Below are 15,308 nucleotides of genomic sequence, written 5' to 3'. Positions count from 1 at the left end.
GGCCCGTCGGGCGCGGCGTGGCAAGATCGCTCCGTGCCCATCGGACAGCCCACCGGACCTGATCCCGAGCCCACGCTCGCGCCCGACGTCGCCTCGCGCCTCAAGCGCGACGAAGCAGGTCTCGTCGCCGCGATCGTCCAGCAGCACGACACCGGCGAGGTGCTCATGCTCGGCTGGATGGACGACGAGGCGCTGCACCGCACGCTCACCAGCGGGCGGGTCACGTTCTGGAGCCGGTCCCGGCGCGAGTACTGGCGCAAGGGCGACACGTCGGGCCACGCCCAGTTCGTGAAGTCGGTCGCGATCGACTGCGACGGCGACGCGCTGCTCGTGCGCGTCGACCAGGTCGGCGCGGCGTGCCACACGGGCGCTCGCACGTGCTTCGAGGCCGGCGGCGAGCTGCCCGCCGTCGTCGGCGACCGCCCCGAGGGCGACCGGTGACCGCCGTGGGAGCACCGGAGGCACCCGCGACGGCCGACGTGCCGCCCGTGTCGGTGACGTGGGGCGAGACCTGGCCGACGGCGGAGGGTTTCCGGACGCTCGCGGCCGACCGGCGCGTCGTGCCCGTGGTCCGCAAGCTCCTCGCCGACGACGTGACGCCCGTCGGGCTGTACCGGACCCTCGCGCAGTCGCGGCCGGGCACCTTCGTGCTCGAGTCGGCCGAGGTCGACGGCTCGTGGGCGCGCTACTCGTTCGTCGGGGTGCGGTCGTGCGCGACGCTCACGGTCGCGGACGGCCACGCGCGGTGGACCGGTGACGTCCCGGTGGGTGTGCCGACCGACGGCGACGTCCTCGAGGTGCTCGACGCGACCCTCGAGGCGCTCCGCACCCCCGCGGTCCCCGGCCTGCCGCCGTTCACGGGCGGGCTCGCGGGCTCGCTCGGGTGGGACGTCGTCCGGCACTGGGAGCCCACGCTGCCCGCGCTCGCGCCCGAGGAGCTGAACGTCCCCGAGCTCACGCTGCTCCTCGCGAGCGACCTGGCCGTCGTGGACCACGTCGAGGGCTCGGTGTGGCTGGTCGCGAACGCGATCAACTTCGACGACACCGACGAGCGGGTCGACTGGGCGTACGCGGACGCGGTCGCGCGGCTCGACGCGATGCAGGAGCGGCTGGGCCACCCGGACGCCGGCGCGGGCCCGCTAGTTCTCGCGGACGTGCCCGAGCCCGAGCTACGGTTCCGCTCGACCCGCGAGGAGTTCGAGTCGTCGGTCCTGGCGGGCAAGGAGGCGATCCGCGAGGGCGAGGTGTTCCAGGTCGTCCTGTCGCAGCGCCTGGACCTCGACTGCCCGGCGCCGCCGCTCGACGTCTACCGCGCCCTGCGGACCATCAACCCGAGTCCGTACATGTACTACTTCGAGCTCACGGACTCCGGCGGCGCCCGGTTCGCGGTGGTCGGCTCGAGCCCCGAGACGCTGGTCAAGGTCACCGACGGCAAGGTCCTCACCTACCCGATCGCGGGCTCGCGCCCACGCGGCGCGACGCCCGAGGAGGACCTCGCGCTGGGCGAGGAGCTGCTGGAGGACCCCAAGGAGCTCGCCGAGCACATCATGCTCGTCGACCTGTCGCGCAACGACCTGGTCAAGGTGTGCGAGCCGACGTCGGTCGAGGTCGTGGAGTTCATGGCGACCAAGCGGTTCAGCCACATCATGCACCTGTGCTCGACGGTCACGGGCCGGCTGCGGGCGGGCGCGACGGCCCTCCAGACGCTGGTCGCGACGTTCCCCGCGGGCACGCTGTCGGGTGCCCCGAAGCCGCGGGCGATCGCGCTGATCGACGAGCTCGAGCCCGCCCGCCGCGGCATCTACGGCGGGACGGTCGGCTACTTCGACTTCGCCGGGAACATGGACATGGCGATCGCGATCCGCACCGCCCTGATCCGCGACGGGGTCGCGAGCGTGCAGGCCGGCGGCGGCATCGTCGCGGACTCGGTGCCCGCGCTCGAGTACGCCGAGTCGCGCAACAAGGCGGCCGCGGCCGTGCGGGCCGTCCAGGTCGCGGCCCGGCTACGTCCCGCGGGGGAGCGGGCATGACGATCGCGCGGCGCTCCGCCGTCCTGCTGCTCCTCGTCCTCGGGCTCCTGGCGCTCCTCACGGCCGTCCCGACGTGGCTCACGACCGCCGGCTCGACCGTGCTCGAGCCGCACGTGGTCGTGAAGGTCGCGGGCACCAAGGCCGCGCCGGGCGTCGGCGCGGGGGCCCTGGTCGTCGCGGCCGCGGCGCTGGCGCTCGGGATCGTCGGCCGCGTGGGCCGGTTCGTCGTGCTCGCGGTCGCCGCGCTCGCGGGGGTCGTCGTCGCGTTCTCGGCGCTCGGCGTCGTGCGGGACCCCACGCCCGTCGCGACCCGCGAGGCCGCCGACGCCACGGGCGTCACCGAGCTCACCGAGGGCGTGCACGTCGCCCTCTGGCCGTACGCGACGGTCGTCGTCGGCGCGCTCGTCGTCGTCCTGGCCGTCCTCGTGGCCCTCGGGTCGCGGTCGTGGCGCACGTCGACCCGGCACGAGCGCACCGCCGCGCCCGCGTCGGCCGCGCCCGACGGCGCGACGCCCGCGGCGTCCGACGAACCGGCTGCCGCGCCGCGGCCCGCGTCCGACGACGATGCCGCCTTCGAGGACGAGCACGCGGCCTGGGACTCGCTGACCCGCGGCGAGGACCCCACCGACGACGGCGTGGACGGGCGCTGACGCGCGCCTCACCCCCGTGTTCACCGGCTCCCGCGCGCCCGCGCGTACTACCCTGCTGTCATCACCCCGGAAAGGCACCCACATGGCTGACAACACCCCCGCGACGGCACAGACGTCCGCGAGCAACGACCTGCCGCCGGCGTCCCCGCCCGCCAACGAGGGCAACACCCGCGCCGCCTGGACGGCGATGATCATCGTCATGGTCGGCTCCGTGGTGGGCGGCGTGGGCTTCGTGATCCCGTCGATCCCGGTCGTGATCGCGGGTGTCGTGGTCATCGTCGCCGGGCTCGTCGCCGGTGCGATGCTCCGGAAGGCCGGTCACGGTCAGCCCGTCGGCTGAGCCCGCGTCGTCGACCGCACCGGCACCGGCCGGGGCGCCGTCGGCGAGGCCGTCCGAGCCCTCAGGTGCCCTGCGGCGCCTGAGGGCTCCGTTCGTGGTGGCGGGGGCCGTGGGGGTCGCGACGGCGTGGGTGGGCGTCGTCGACCCGAACCACCCGGGCCGCTACCCGGTCTGCCCGCTGTACGCGCTGACGGGCCTGTACTGCCCCCTGTGCGGTGGGCTGCGCGCGACGCACGGGCTCGCACGCCTGGACCTGGCCGACGCCTGGGCGCACAACCCGGTGTGGACGGTCGCCGCACCGCTCCTCGTGCTCGCGTGGGCGGACTGGGTCTGGCGCCGCTGGCGAGGCCGGCCCGCGCGCCGGGTGCCCCGCGCCGCGGTCGTGGCGCTCGTCGTCGTCCTGCTGGCCTTCACGGTGGCCCGCAACGTGCCCGCCTGGAGCCCCTGGCTGGCGCCCTGAGCGTCTCGCACCGTGACGCGGTGGCTCGGGCGCCCGTCCGGCGGCCCTACGATGGCTCGTATCGCGCCGGTCGTGTCACGAGGGACCGGAGCGCGCCGACGAGGGGAGTGGGACGGTGGCCACGGTTCTGGACGACATCATCGCGGGCGTGCGGGTGGACCTCGCCGCGCGCGAGGAGGCGACGCCTCTGGCGGAGGTCAAGGAGCGTGCCGCCCGGGTGCCGAGCGCGCTGGAGTGCGTGGGCCGCCTCAAGCTCGAGGACGCGGTCGCCGTGATCGCGGAGGTCAAGCGCTCGAGCCCCTCGAAGGGTGCGCTCGCCAACATCGCGGACCCGGCCGCGCTCGCGCTCGAGTACGAGCACGGCGGCGCCGCCGCGATCTCGGTGCTCACCGAGCAGCGCCGCTTCCACGGGTCGCTGGCCGACCTGGACGCGGTGCGCGCCAAGGTCGACGTGCCGGTGCTCCGCAAGGACTTCGTCGTGACGCCCTACCAGGTGTGGGAGGCGCGCGCGCACGGCGCCGACCTCGTCCTGCTGATCGTCGCGGCGCTCGAGCAGACCGTCCTGGAGTCCCTGGTCGAGCGGGTGCACTCGCTCGGCATGACCGCGCTCGTCGAGGTCCACTCGACCGAGGAAGTCTCGCGCGCGCTGGACGCCGGCGCCCGCGTGGTGGGCGTCAACGCCCGCGACCTCAAGACCCTCGAGGTCGACCGGTCGACCTTCGCGCGCGTCGCGCCCGCGATCCCGGACGACGTCGTGCGGGTCGCCGAGTCGGGCGTGCGGGGGCCCCACGACGTCGTCGACTACGCCCGCTCGGGCGCGGACGTCGTGCTGGTCGGCGAGGCCCTGGTGACCGACGACGCGCCGCGCGACTCGGTCGCCGACCTGGTCGCCGCGGGCGCGCACCCTCGCTGCGGGCGGTCCGTCACTGACCGGGCGCCGTCCCCTGAGCCATTCCTGTAGTCCCCGCGAGCCGTTGGAGGTCTTCCTCGTGCCGGAGCTGTCGCACGTGCCGGGCGAACCGCTGCACAACCCGTTGCTGGCCACCCAGCCGGGCCCGTACTTCGGCGTCTTCGGGGGCCGGTACGTCCCCGAGGCGCTCATCGCCGCCCTCGACGAGCTCGACGCGGAGTACCGCAAGGCCGTCGAGGACCCCGAGTTCGTCGACGAGCTGAAGCGTCTCCTGCGCGACTACGTCGGCCGGCCCAGCCCGCTGACGGAGGCGCCGCGGTTCGCCGCGCAGGCTGGGGGCCAGGGGTCGGGCGTGCGCGTGTTCCTCAAGCGCGAGGACCTCAACCACACGGGCTCGCACAAGATCAACAACGTCCTGGGCCAGGCGCTCCTGGTCAAGCGGATGGGCAAGACGCGGGTCATCGCCGAGACGGGCGCGGGCCAGCACGGTGTCGCGACCGCGACCGCGGCGGCCCTGATGGACCTCGAGTGCACCATCTACATGGGCGAGGAGGACACGCAGCGTCAGGCGCTCAACGTCGCCCGCATGGAGCTCCTCGGCGCCAAGGTGGTCCCCGTGACCCTCGGGACGCGCACCCTCAAGGACGCGATCAACGAGGCGCTGCGCGACTGGGTGACGAACGTCGAGACGACCCACTACCTGCTGGGCACCGTCACCGGACCGCACCCCTTCCCCGAGATGGTGCGCGAGTTCCACAAGGTCATCGGCGAGGAGGCGCGCGAGCAGATCCTCGAGCGGACCGGCGCGCTGCCCGACGTGGTGGCGGCGTGCGTGGGCGGCGGGTCCAACGCGATGGGCATCTTCAACGCGTTCCTCGACGACCCGTCGGTGCAGCTGTACGGGTTCGAGGCCGGGGGCGAGGGCATCGAGTCCGGGCGCCACGCGGCGCGCTTCTCGGGCGGGCACCCGGGCGTCCTGCACGGCGCCCGCACCTACGTGCTCCAGGACGAGGACGGCCAGACCCGGCCCAGCCACTCCGTCTCCGCAGGCCTCGACTACCCCAGCGTCGGCCCCGCCCACGCGTGGCTGCACGACCTGGGGCGCGCCACCTACGAGCCCGTGACCGACGACGAGGCGATGGACGCGTTCGCGCTGCTGTGCCGCACCGAGGGCATCATCCCGGCGATCGAGTCCGCGCACGCCCTCGCAGGCGCGCTGCGGGTCGGCCGTGCGGCGGCCGAGCGCGGCGAGAGCCCCACGATCCTCGTCAACCTGTCGGGGCGTGGAGACAAGGACGTGGCGACCGCCGCCCGCTGGTTCGGCCTGCTCGGGGGCGACACCGACGACGTGAACGAGGGAGACCAGTGACCAGCCCCGCCGCACCCGCCACCGAGCCCGCCGCCGCCCGGAGGGGCGAGGGGCTGCGTCGCCGACCGCGGCGCTCCTCCGCCGCGTCCGCGACGAGGGACGCCCGGCCCTGATCGCCTACCTCCCGACGGGCTTCCCGACGGTCGACCAGTCGGTCGAGGCCGTGCGCACGCTCGTGGAGCACGGCGCGGACGTCGTCGAGATCGGCATCCCGTACACCGACCCGGTGATGGACGGGACGACCGTGCAGCGCGCCGTCGAGCAGGCGCTCGAGGCCGGCACCCGCGTCCGGGACGCGTTCCGGCTCGTGCGGGCCGTCGCCGACGCGGGCGCCGTGCCGCTCGTCATGACCTACTGGAACCCCGTGCTGGCCTACGGCGTCGACGCCTTCGCGCGCGACCTCGCGGAGGCGGGCGGGGCCGGCCTCATCACCCCGGACCTCATCCCCGACGAGGCCGCGGAGTGGATCGAGGCCTCCGACCGGCACGGTCTGGACCGCGTGTTCCTCGTGGCGCCGAGCTCGACGCCCGAGCGGCTGCAGCTCACCGCGCGCGCGAGCCGCGGGTTCGTCTACGCGGCGTCCACCATGGGCGTCACGGGGGAGCGGGCCACGGTCGGCGACCGTGCCGAGGAGCTCGTGGCGCGGACGCGCGAGCGGGGCGCCGAGCTCGTCTGCGTCGGCCTGGGGGTCTCCACGGGGGACCAGGCCGCGGAGGTCGGTCGCTTCGCCGACGGCGTCATCGTGGGCTCGGCGTTCGTGCGGCCCCTCCTCGGGGACGGCCCCTGGTCCGAGCGCCTCGCCGCGCTGGGCGCCGTCGTCGACGACCTCGCGGCCGGGGTGCGTCGCGCGCGTCAAGGCGCGTCCGCATGAGCGTCGCGCACGTCGTGGCGGCCGCGCACGGCAGCCTCGTCGCGTCGATCCCGAGCCCGTCCCAGGGCGTCTGGCACCTCGGCTTCGTGCCGATCCGCGCGTACGCGTTCGCGATCCTCGCCGGGATCGTGGTCGCCGTGCTCGTCTGCCGGGCCCGCTGGGTCGAGCGTGGCGGGAACGCCGACGACGTCCTCGAGATCGCGCTGTGGGCGGTGCCGTTCGGCATCGTCGGCGGCCGCCTGTACCACGTGATCACCACGCCCGAGCCCTACTGGGGCAAGGACGGGAACCCCGCCAAGGCGCTGTACATCTGGGACGGCGGCCTCGGCATCTGGGGCGCGATCGCGCTCGGAGCCGTCGGTGCCTGGATCGGGTGCCGACGCCTGAAGGTCAGCTACCCGGCGTTCGCGGACGCGCTCGCGCCCGGCCTCCTGTTCGCCCAGGCGATCGGCCGGCTCGGGAACTACTTCAACCAGGAGCTGTTCGGCCGTCCCACCGACGTGCCCTGGGGCCTCGAGATCGACCCCGCGCACCGGCCGCTGGGCTACGAGCAGTACGCGACGTTCCAACCGACGTTCCTCTACGAGCTGCTGTGGAACACCGCCGGAGGCCTGTTCCTGATCTGGCTCGACCGGAGGTTCAAGCTCGGTCATGGTCGGGTATTCTGGCTGTACGTGATGATCTACACCACGGGACGTGTGTGGATCGAGGCTCTCCGGATCGACGACGCCGAACACATCCTCGGGCTCCGGTTGAACATCTGGACCTCGATCCTCGTGTGGGTCGGAGCGCTAGTTGCGTTTATCGTTGTCGGGCGCCGCCACCAAGGGCGCGAGAAGACAGTGGAGCTCGCCGCGAAGGAGCCCGAGCACACGGACGCGGCCTGATCCCACCGGATCGGCGTGCTCCGATCCCACCCCACCCCACCCCACGGGCCGACGCCGTCCCGTCCCCCCCAGCAGAACGAGGGCACCCGGCGTCCGCGCCGGGTGCGTGTGAGGACCGACCAGATGACGATGCCGCCGAACGCCGGGCAGCCCCGCCCCGGCCGCGCTGCCGCCCCCACGGCCCGCGGCCTGTACGACCCCGCCGCCGAGCACGACGCCTGCGGCGTCGCGTTCGTCGCGACGCTGCGCGGCACGCCCGGACGCGACATCGTCGACGCCGGCCTGACCGCGCTGCTCAACCTCGACCACCGCGGTGCCGTGGGCGCCGAGGAGAACTCGGGTGACGGCGCGGGCATCCTGACCCAGATCCCGGACGCGTTCGTGCGCGACGTGGTCGCGGTCGAGCTGCCGCCCGCCGGATACTACGCGATCGGCACCGCCTTCCTCCCGGTCGGGGACGAGGACGCCACCGTCCGGCGCTTCGAGGAGATCGCCGCCGAGGAGAAGCTCGACGTCCTCGCGTGGCGCGACGTGCCGGTGACCGCCGACCTGGTCGGCCCGACGGCCCGCGCCTCCATGCCCACCTTCCGCCAGGTCGTGCTCGCCGACCCGTCGCGCGAGCTCGCCGGCGTCGAGCTCGACCGCCGTGCGTTCCGCGCTCGCAAGCGCGCCGAGAACGAGCTGGGCCTGTACTTCGCGTCCCTGTCGGCGCGCACCATCACCTACAAGGGCATGCTCACGACGGCGCAGCTCGAGCCGTTCTTCCCCGACCTGTCCGACCCGCGCTACGCGAGCGAGATCGCGCTCGTGCACTCGCGCTTCTCGACGAACACGTTCCCGTCGTGGCCGCTGGCCCAGCCGTTCCGCCAGATCGCCCACAACGGCGAGATCAACACCGTGCGCGGCAACCGGAACTGGATGGCGGCGCGCGAGGGCACGCTCGCGAGCGAGGCGCTCGGCGACCTCGCGCCGCTCCTCCCGGTCTGTTCGGAGGGGTCCAGCGACTCCGCGAGCTTCGACGAAGTGCTCGAGCTCCTGCACCTGTCGGGCCGCACGCTCCCGCACGCCGTACTGATGATGATCCCCGAGGCGTGGGAGAACAACGCCGACCTCGACCCCGACCTGCGGTCGTTCTACGAGTACCACGCGACTCTCATGGAGCCGTGGGACGGGCCTGCCTGCCTGACGTTCACCGACGGCACGCTGATCGGTGCCGTGCTCGACCGCAACGGCCTGCGTCCGGGGCGGTACTGGGTCACCGAGGACGGCCTCGTCGTGCTCGCCTCGGAGGCCGGCGTCCTCGACCTCGACCCCGCGACGATCGTGCGCAAGGGTCGCCTCGAGCCGGGCCGCATGTTCCTCGTCGACACCCGTCAGGGCCGCATCGTCGAGGACGAGGAGGTCAAGGCGCAGCTCTCCGCGCAGCGTCCGTACCAGCAGTGGGTCGCCGAGAACTCGGTCTACCTCGAGGACCTGCCGGAGCGTGAGCACGTCGCGCACAGCCCGGCGTCGGTGCAGCGCCGCCAGCGGACCTTCGGGTACACGCAGGAGGAGCTCAGGGTCATCCTGACCCCGATGAGCGAGAACGGCGCCGAGCCGCTCGGCGCGATGGGGTCCGACACGCCGATCGCGGTGCTGTCCCAGCGCCCTCGCCTGATCTTCGACTACTTCACGCAGATGTTCGCGCAGGTGACGAACCCGCCGCTCGACGCGATCCGCGAGGAGCTCGTCACCTCGATCGCGGGTGCGATCGGCCCCGAGCCGAACCTGCTGGTCGACACGCCGCTGCACGCGCGCAAGCTCGTGCTCCCGTTCCCGGTGCTCGACAACGACCAGCTCGCCAAGATCATCCGCGTCGACCGCGACCCCGCGCTCGAGGGGATCTTCCGGGCCGTCACCGTGCGGGGCCTGTACAGGGTCGCCGACGGCGGCGCCGGGCTGCTCACGCGCCTCGAGGAGATCTTCGCCGAGGTGGACGCGCACGTGGCCGCCGGTGCGAGCTTCATCGTGCTGTCCGACCGCGACTCGACCCAGGAGCTCGCGCCGATCCCGTCGCTGCTGCTGTCGAGCGCGGTGCACCACCACCTGCTGCGCCGCCACACGCGGACCCAGGTCTCGCTCGTCGTCGAGGCCGGCGACGTGCGCGAGGTGCATCACGTCGCGCTGCTCATCGGCTTCGGCGCGGCCGCGGTGAACCCGTACCTCGCGATGGAGACGGTCGAGGACCTCGGCCGCCGTGGCTACCTGAACGTCCCGCCCGAGAAGGCCGTCGCGAACCTCATCAAGGCGCTCGGCAAGGGCGTGCTCAAGGTCATGAGCAAGATGGGCATCTCGACGATCTCGTCCTACCGCGGGGCGCAGGTCTTCGAGGCGCTCGGGCTCTCGCACGAGCTCGTCGACGACTACTTCACCGGGACGACCACCCGGCTCGGCGGCGTCGGCCTCGACGTGCTCGCTGCGGAGGTCGCGGCCCGGCACGCCGAGGCCTACCCGGCGTCGGGCAACCATCAGCCCCACCAGAGCCTGGTCACGGGCGGCGAGTACCAGTGGCGCCGCGACGGTGAGGAGCACCTGTTCGACCCCGAGACGGTCTTCCGCCTCCAGCACGCCACGCGCACCCGCCGGTTCGACATCTTCCGCCAGTACACAGGCCGGGTGAACGAGCAGTCGCAGCGCCTGATGACGCTGCGCGGCCTGCTCGAGTTCGCCCCGACGCGGCCGGCCGTGCCGATCGACGAGGTCGAGCCGGTCAGCGAGATCGTCAAGCGGTTCAACACCGGCGCCATGTCGTACGGGTCGATCTCGGCCGAGGCCCACGAGACGCTCGCGATCGCGATGAACCGCCTCGGCGGCCGCTCGAACACGGGCGAGGGCGGCGAGGACCCGGAGCGCCTGTACGACCCAGAGCGCCGCTCGCGCGTCAAGCAGATCGCGTCGGGCCGGTTCGGCGTCACCTCCGAGTACCTCACCCACGCCGACGACATCCAGATCAAGCTCGCCCAGGGCGCCAAGCCCGGCGAGGGCGGTCAGCTGCCCGGCCACAAGGTGTACCCGTGGGTCGCGAAGACCCGGCACTCGACACCCGGCGTCGGCCTGATCTCGCCGCCGCCGCACCACGACATCTACTCGATCGAGGATCTCGCCCAGCTCATCCACGACGCCAAGAACGCGAACCCGTCGGCGCGCATCCACGTCAAGCTCGTCTCCGAGTTCGGCGTCGGGACTGTCGCGGCGGGCGTCTCCAAGGCGCACGCGGACGTCGTCCTGATCTCCGGGCACGACGGCGGCACGGGCGCGAGCCCGCTGACCTCGCTCAAGCACGCGGGCACCCCGTGGGAGATCGGCCTCGCCGAGACCCAGCAGACCCTCGTGCTCAACGACCTGCGCGACCGGATCGTCGTCCAGGTCGACGGGCAGATGAAGACCGGGCGCGACGTCGTCGTGGCGGCGCTGCTCGGCGCCGAGGAGTTCGGCTTCGCGACCGCCCCGATGGTCGTGTCGGGCTGCGTCATGATGCGCGTCTGCCACCTCGACACCTGTCCCGTCGGCGTCGCGACCCAGAACCCGGAGCTGCGCGCCCGGTTCACGGGCAAGCCCGAGTTCGTCGTGAACTTCTTCGAGTTCATCGCGGAGGAGGTCCGCGAGCTCCTCGCCGAGCTCGGCTACCGGACGATCGAGGAGGCCGTCGGCGACGTCGCGGCCCTCGACACCCGCAAGGCCGTCGACCACTGGAAGGCCGCGGGCCTCGACCTCGCGCCCGTCCTCGAGGTGCCCGAGCCGCTGCCGGGCTCGGCGCTGCACCAGGTCAAGACGCAGGACCACGGCCTCGCCAAGGCCCTCGACAACGAGCTCATCGCCCTCGCCGGGCCGGCGCTCGAGCGGCAGGAGCCCGTGCGCGTGGCGCTGCCGGTCCGCAACGTCAACCGGACCGTCGGGACGATGCTCGGCCACGAGGTCACCAAGCGCTACGGCGGCGCCGGCCTGCCCGACGACACCATCGACGTGACCCTCACGGGCTCGGCCGGCCAGTCGTTCGGCGCCTTCCTGCCCCGCGGCATCACGCTGCGGCTGTTCGGCGACGCGAACGACTACGTCGGCAAGGGCCTGTCGGGCGGCCGCATCGTCGTGCGCCAGGACCGTTCGGCGGTGCTCACGGGCCAGGCGAACGTCGTGGCCGGGAACGTCATCGGCTACGGCGCGACGTCGGGCGAGATCTTCCTGCGCGGCGTCGTCGGCGAACGGTTCGGCGTCCGGAACTCGGGCGCGACGCTCGTCGTCGAAGGCGTCGGGGACCACGGCTGCGAGTACATGACCGGGGGCACCGTCCTGGTGCTCGGCCGGACGGGCCGCAACTTCGGTGCCGGCATGTCCGGCGGCTCGGCGTACGTCCTGGACCTGCGCGAGCCCACCCTCAACCAGGCGTCGCTGGCGGCCGGCGAGCTCACGCTCGAGGCGCTGGCCGACGACAGCCCGGACACCGCCGAGGACGCCGAGCTCGTCGTCGGTCTGATCCGCCGGCACCACGAGGAGACGGGCTCGCCCGTCGCGGCCGAGCTCCTCGAGGAGCTGGCCGCCGACCGGGCGGCGACGCTCGCGCGGATCACCCGCATCGTTCCGACCGACTACGCCCGCATGCGCCGTGCGCTCGCCGAGGCCGAGGCCCAGGGCCTCGACCTGGCCGCGCCGGGCGAGTGGGAGCACATCCTGGAGGTGGCTCGTGGCTGATATCCGAGGGTTCCTGAAGGTCCGCGAGCGCGAGCTCCCCCGAACCGCCCGGTCGAGGTCCGCCTCCGCGACTGGAAGGACGTGCACGCGCACCTCGAGCAGGGCCAGCCCTTCCTCAAGGAGCAGGCGGGCCGCTGCATGGACTGCGGCGTGCCGTTCTGCCACCAGGGCTGCCCGCTCGGAAACCTCATCCCCGAGTGGAACGACCTGGTGTGGCGCGGCCAGTGGAAGGACGCGATCGACCGCCTCCACGCGACCAACAACTTCCCCGAGTTCACCGGGCGGGTCTGCCCCGCGCCGTGCGAGTCGTCGTGCGTGCTGGGCATCAACCAGCCCGCCGTGACGATCAAGAACGTCGAGGTCTCGATCGTCGACGAGGCGTTCGCACGCGGCTACGTCACCCCGCAGGTGCCGCAGCGCCTCACGGGCTCGACGGTCGCCGTCGTCGGCTCGGGCCCGGCCGGCCTCGCCGCGGCGCAGCAGCTCACGCGCGCCGGGCACACCGTCGCGGTCTACGAGCGGGACGACGCCGTCGGCGGGCTCCTGCGGTACGGGATCCCGGACTTCAAGCTCGAGAAGAAGCACGTGGACCGCCGGATCGCGCAGATGGAGGCCGAGGGGACGCGCTTCCGCACGAACCGCGAGATCGGCCGCGACATCACGTGGGACGCGCTGCGGCGCCGCTTCGACGCCGTCGTGGTCGCGACCGGGGCGACCGTCCCGCGCGACCTGCCCCTGCCGGGCCGCGAGCTCGACGGGATCCACTTCGCGATGGACTTCCTGCACCCGGCGAACGCCGTGGCCGCGGGCAAGGACGTGGTCGGCCAGATCACCGCCGAGGGCAAGCACGTCGTCGTCATCGGCGGCGGCGACACTGGTTCGGACTGCGTGGGGACGGCGCTGCGCCAGGGTGCGGCGTCCGTCACGACGCTCGCCATCGGAAAGAAGCCGCCGCTCGAGCGTCCCGCGAGCCAGCCGTGGCCGACCGACCCGATCCTCTTCGAGGTGTCGAGCTCGCACGAGGAGGGCGGCGAGCGCGCTTACCTCGCGTCGACGGTCGAGTTCGTCGGTGACGAGCAGGGCCGGGTGCGCGCGCTCAAGGTCGCGACGACCGAGTACCTCCCCGACGGCCGCCGCGTCCCCACGGAGGGCACCGAGCGCGAGATCCCCGCGGACCTCGTCCTCGTGGCGATGGGCTTCACCGGCCCCGAGACCGAGACCGTCACCGAGCAGGGCGGGGTCGAGCTGACGAAGCGCGGGCTCGTGGGCCGCACCGCCAAGTACGCGACCAACGTCCCGGGCGTGTTCGTCGCGGGTGACGCGGGGCGCGGCCAGTCCCTCATCGTATGGGCGATCGCGGAGGGCCGGGCCGCGGCGGCCGCGGTCGACGCGTACCTGCAGGGGGACACCGAGCTGCCCGCTCCGGTCACCGCGAACACCGGGGCGTTGCGGGCCTGACGGGCCCGGGCGAGGAACCACGGCGCGGTCGTCCGCCGCTCGGCGGACGACCGCTCCATTCCGGGCAGGGCGTCGCTGGGCGCCGTGCCGACGAAGTATCGACAAGTAGGCTGGAGCCATGCGCAGAGCAAAGATCGTTGCCACCATCGGACCCGCGACCGAGTCCCCCGAGATGCTCCGGCAGCTCGTCGACGCGGGCCTGGACGTCGCCCGGATCAACCGGAGCCACGGCAGCCAGGAGGCGCACGAGGCCGTCTACCACGGGGTGCGTGAGGCGGCGAAGGCGTCCGGGCGCAACGTCGCCGTGCTCGTCGACCTGCAGGGCCCGAAGATCCGCCTCGGCGCGTTCAAGGACGACGTCAAGCCTTACCTCAATGAGGGCGACACGTTCGTCATCACGACCGACGACGTCGAGGGCACCGCCGAGCGCGTCTCGACGACCTTCAAGGGCCTCACGGGTGACGCGCGCGTGGGCGACCCGCTGCTCATCGACGACGGCAAGGTCCAGGTCCGCGTGACCGCCGTCGAGGGCAACGACGTCGTGACCCGCGTCGAGGTCGCCGGCCAGGTCTCGAACCACAAGGGCATCAACCTCCCGGGCGTCGCCGTCTCCGTGCCGGCGCTGTCCGAGAAGGACCGCGAGGACCTGCGCTGGGCGCTCCGCATGGGTGCCGACCTCATCGCGCTGTCGTTCGTCCGCAACGCGAAGGACTACGACGACGTCCGCGCGATCATGGACGAGGAGGGGCGCGTCGTCCCCGTCATCGCCAAGATCGAGAAGCCCCAGGCCATCGAGAACCTCACCGAGATCGTCGACGCGTTCGACGGCATCATGGTGGCCCGTGGCGACCTGGCCGTCGAGGTCCCCCTCGAGCAGGTCCCGATCATGCAGAAGCGTGCCGTCGAGCTCGCACGCCGCAACGCCAAGCCCGTCATCGTCGCGACCCAGGTCCTGGAGTCGATGACCAACAACCCGCGCCCGACGCGCGCCGAGGCCTCGGACTGCGCCAATGCGGTGCTCGACGGCGCCGACGCGGTCATGCTCTCGGGCGAGACGAGCGTGGGCGAGTACCCGATCGAGACGGTCCGCACGATGGGCAGGATCATCGAGGCGACCGAGGAGCTCGGCCGCGAGCGCATCGCGCCGCTCGGCTCGACCCCCGGCACGCGCGGTGGCGCCATCACGCGCGCGGCGGCCGAGATCGGCGAGACGCTGAGCGTGAAGTACCTCGTGACGTTCACGCAGTCGGGCGACTCGGCGCGGCGCATGTCGCGCCTGCGCTCGCAGATCCCGCTGCTCGCGTTCACGCCGGACGAGCACGTGCGCGCGGTCCTCGCGCTCACGTGGGGCGTCCAGGCGTACCAGGTGCCGCCGGTCGCCTCGACCGACGCGATGGTCTCGCAGGTCGACCAGACGCTGCAGGCCAACGGCCTGGCAGAGAAGAACGACCTCGTGGTCATGGTCTCGGGTGCGCCGATCGGCGTCTCCGGCACCACCAACTCGATCCTCGTGCACAAGATCGGCGACGAGACGGACAACGCCCGCAAGGCCTGATCCGCGCTCGACCCGGCCCGACGCACGGCGGCGGGGAACCCTCCCGGTTCCCC

At 73.1% G+C, this 15,308-nt stretch carries 9 protein-coding genes and 3 pseudogenes; all 12 read left to right on the top strand.

The window, feature by feature from the left end; genetic code table 11:
• Positions 1-39 precede the first annotated feature (39 nt).
• The 12 genes and pseudogenes from hisI (at position 40) to pyk (ending at position 15,255) form a co-directional block, all read left to right on the top strand.
• Positions 40-441 carry a phosphoribosyl-AMP cyclohydrolase gene (gene hisI / locus QQK45_RS18555; RefSeq protein WP_284295110.1) on the top strand — a complete coding sequence of 134 codons (402 nt, stop codon included), beginning with the start codon at positions 40-42 and terminating at the stop codon, positions 439-441.
• Between the two features lie 5 nt (positions 442-446).
• On the top strand, positions 447-2,030 hold the full coding sequence (locus QQK45_RS18550; protein ID WP_284294477.1) for an anthranilate synthase component I: 1,584 nt from the start codon (positions 447-449) through the stop codon (positions 2,028-2,030).
• Complete coding sequence (locus tag QQK45_RS18545; RefSeq protein WP_284294476.1) at positions 2,027-2,680, top strand: Trp biosynthesis-associated membrane protein; 654 nt, start codon at positions 2,027-2,029, stop codon at positions 2,678-2,680. Before QQK45_RS18550 ends, QQK45_RS18545 begins: the two co-directional genes overlap by 4 nt.
• Positions 2,681-2,762: 82 nt before the next feature.
• The gene (locus tag QQK45_RS18540) at positions 2,763-3,020 is read left to right on the top strand and encodes an HGxxPAAW family protein (protein ID WP_284294475.1); all 258 of its coding nucleotides are present in this window, start codon (positions 2,763-2,765) and stop codon (positions 3,018-3,020) included.
• 109 nt (positions 3,021-3,129) lie between these two features.
• On the top strand, positions 3,130-3,480 hold the full coding sequence (locus QQK45_RS18535) for a DUF2752 domain-containing protein (protein WP_284294474.1): 351 nt from the start codon (positions 3,130-3,132) through the stop codon (positions 3,478-3,480).
• Between the two features lie 115 nt (positions 3,481-3,595).
• Positions 3,596-4,410, top strand: a pseudogene (gene trpC / locus QQK45_RS18530) (indole-3-glycerol phosphate synthase TrpC).
• A 68-nt stretch (positions 4,411-4,478) separates the two neighbouring features.
• Positions 4,479-5,759, top strand: a complete 1,281-nt coding sequence (gene trpB / locus QQK45_RS18525) for a tryptophan synthase subunit beta (protein ID WP_284295109.1) — start codon at positions 4,479-4,481, stop codon at positions 5,757-5,759.
• A gap of 58 nt (positions 5,760-5,817) precedes the next feature.
• Positions 5,818-6,630: pseudogene (trpA, locus tag QQK45_RS18520) on the top strand (tryptophan synthase subunit alpha); the annotation flags it as partial.
• Positions 6,627-7,517 carry a prolipoprotein diacylglyceryl transferase gene (lgt, locus tag QQK45_RS18515; RefSeq protein WP_284294472.1) on the top strand — a complete coding sequence of 297 codons (891 nt, stop codon included), beginning with the start codon at positions 6,627-6,629 and terminating at the stop codon, positions 7,515-7,517. The pseudogene trpA and the gene lgt, both read left to right, overlap by 4 nt.
• Positions 7,518-7,646: 129 nt before the next feature.
• Positions 7,647-12,242, top strand: a complete 4,596-nt coding sequence (gene gltB / locus QQK45_RS18510; protein ID WP_284295108.1) for a glutamate synthase large subunit — start codon at positions 7,647-7,649, stop codon at positions 12,240-12,242.
• A pseudogene (locus QQK45_RS18505) lies at positions 12,235-13,700 on the top strand (glutamate synthase subunit beta). The gene gltB and the pseudogene QQK45_RS18505 overlap by 8 nt, the downstream one beginning before the upstream one ends.
• A gap of 118 nt (positions 13,701-13,818) precedes the next feature.
• Positions 13,819-15,255 carry a pyruvate kinase gene (gene pyk / locus QQK45_RS18500; RefSeq protein WP_284294471.1) on the top strand — a complete coding sequence of 479 codons (1,437 nt, stop codon included), beginning with the start codon at positions 13,819-13,821 and terminating at the stop codon, positions 15,253-15,255.
• Positions 15,256-15,308: the final 53 nt, after the last annotated feature.

This window comes from Luteimicrobium album, from assembly GCF_030161555.1.
GTDB classification, from domain to species: Bacteria; Actinomycetota; Actinomycetes; order Actinomycetales; family Cellulomonadaceae; genus Luteimicrobium; species Luteimicrobium album.
This window is presented reverse-complemented; position numbering and strand designations above follow the sequence as displayed.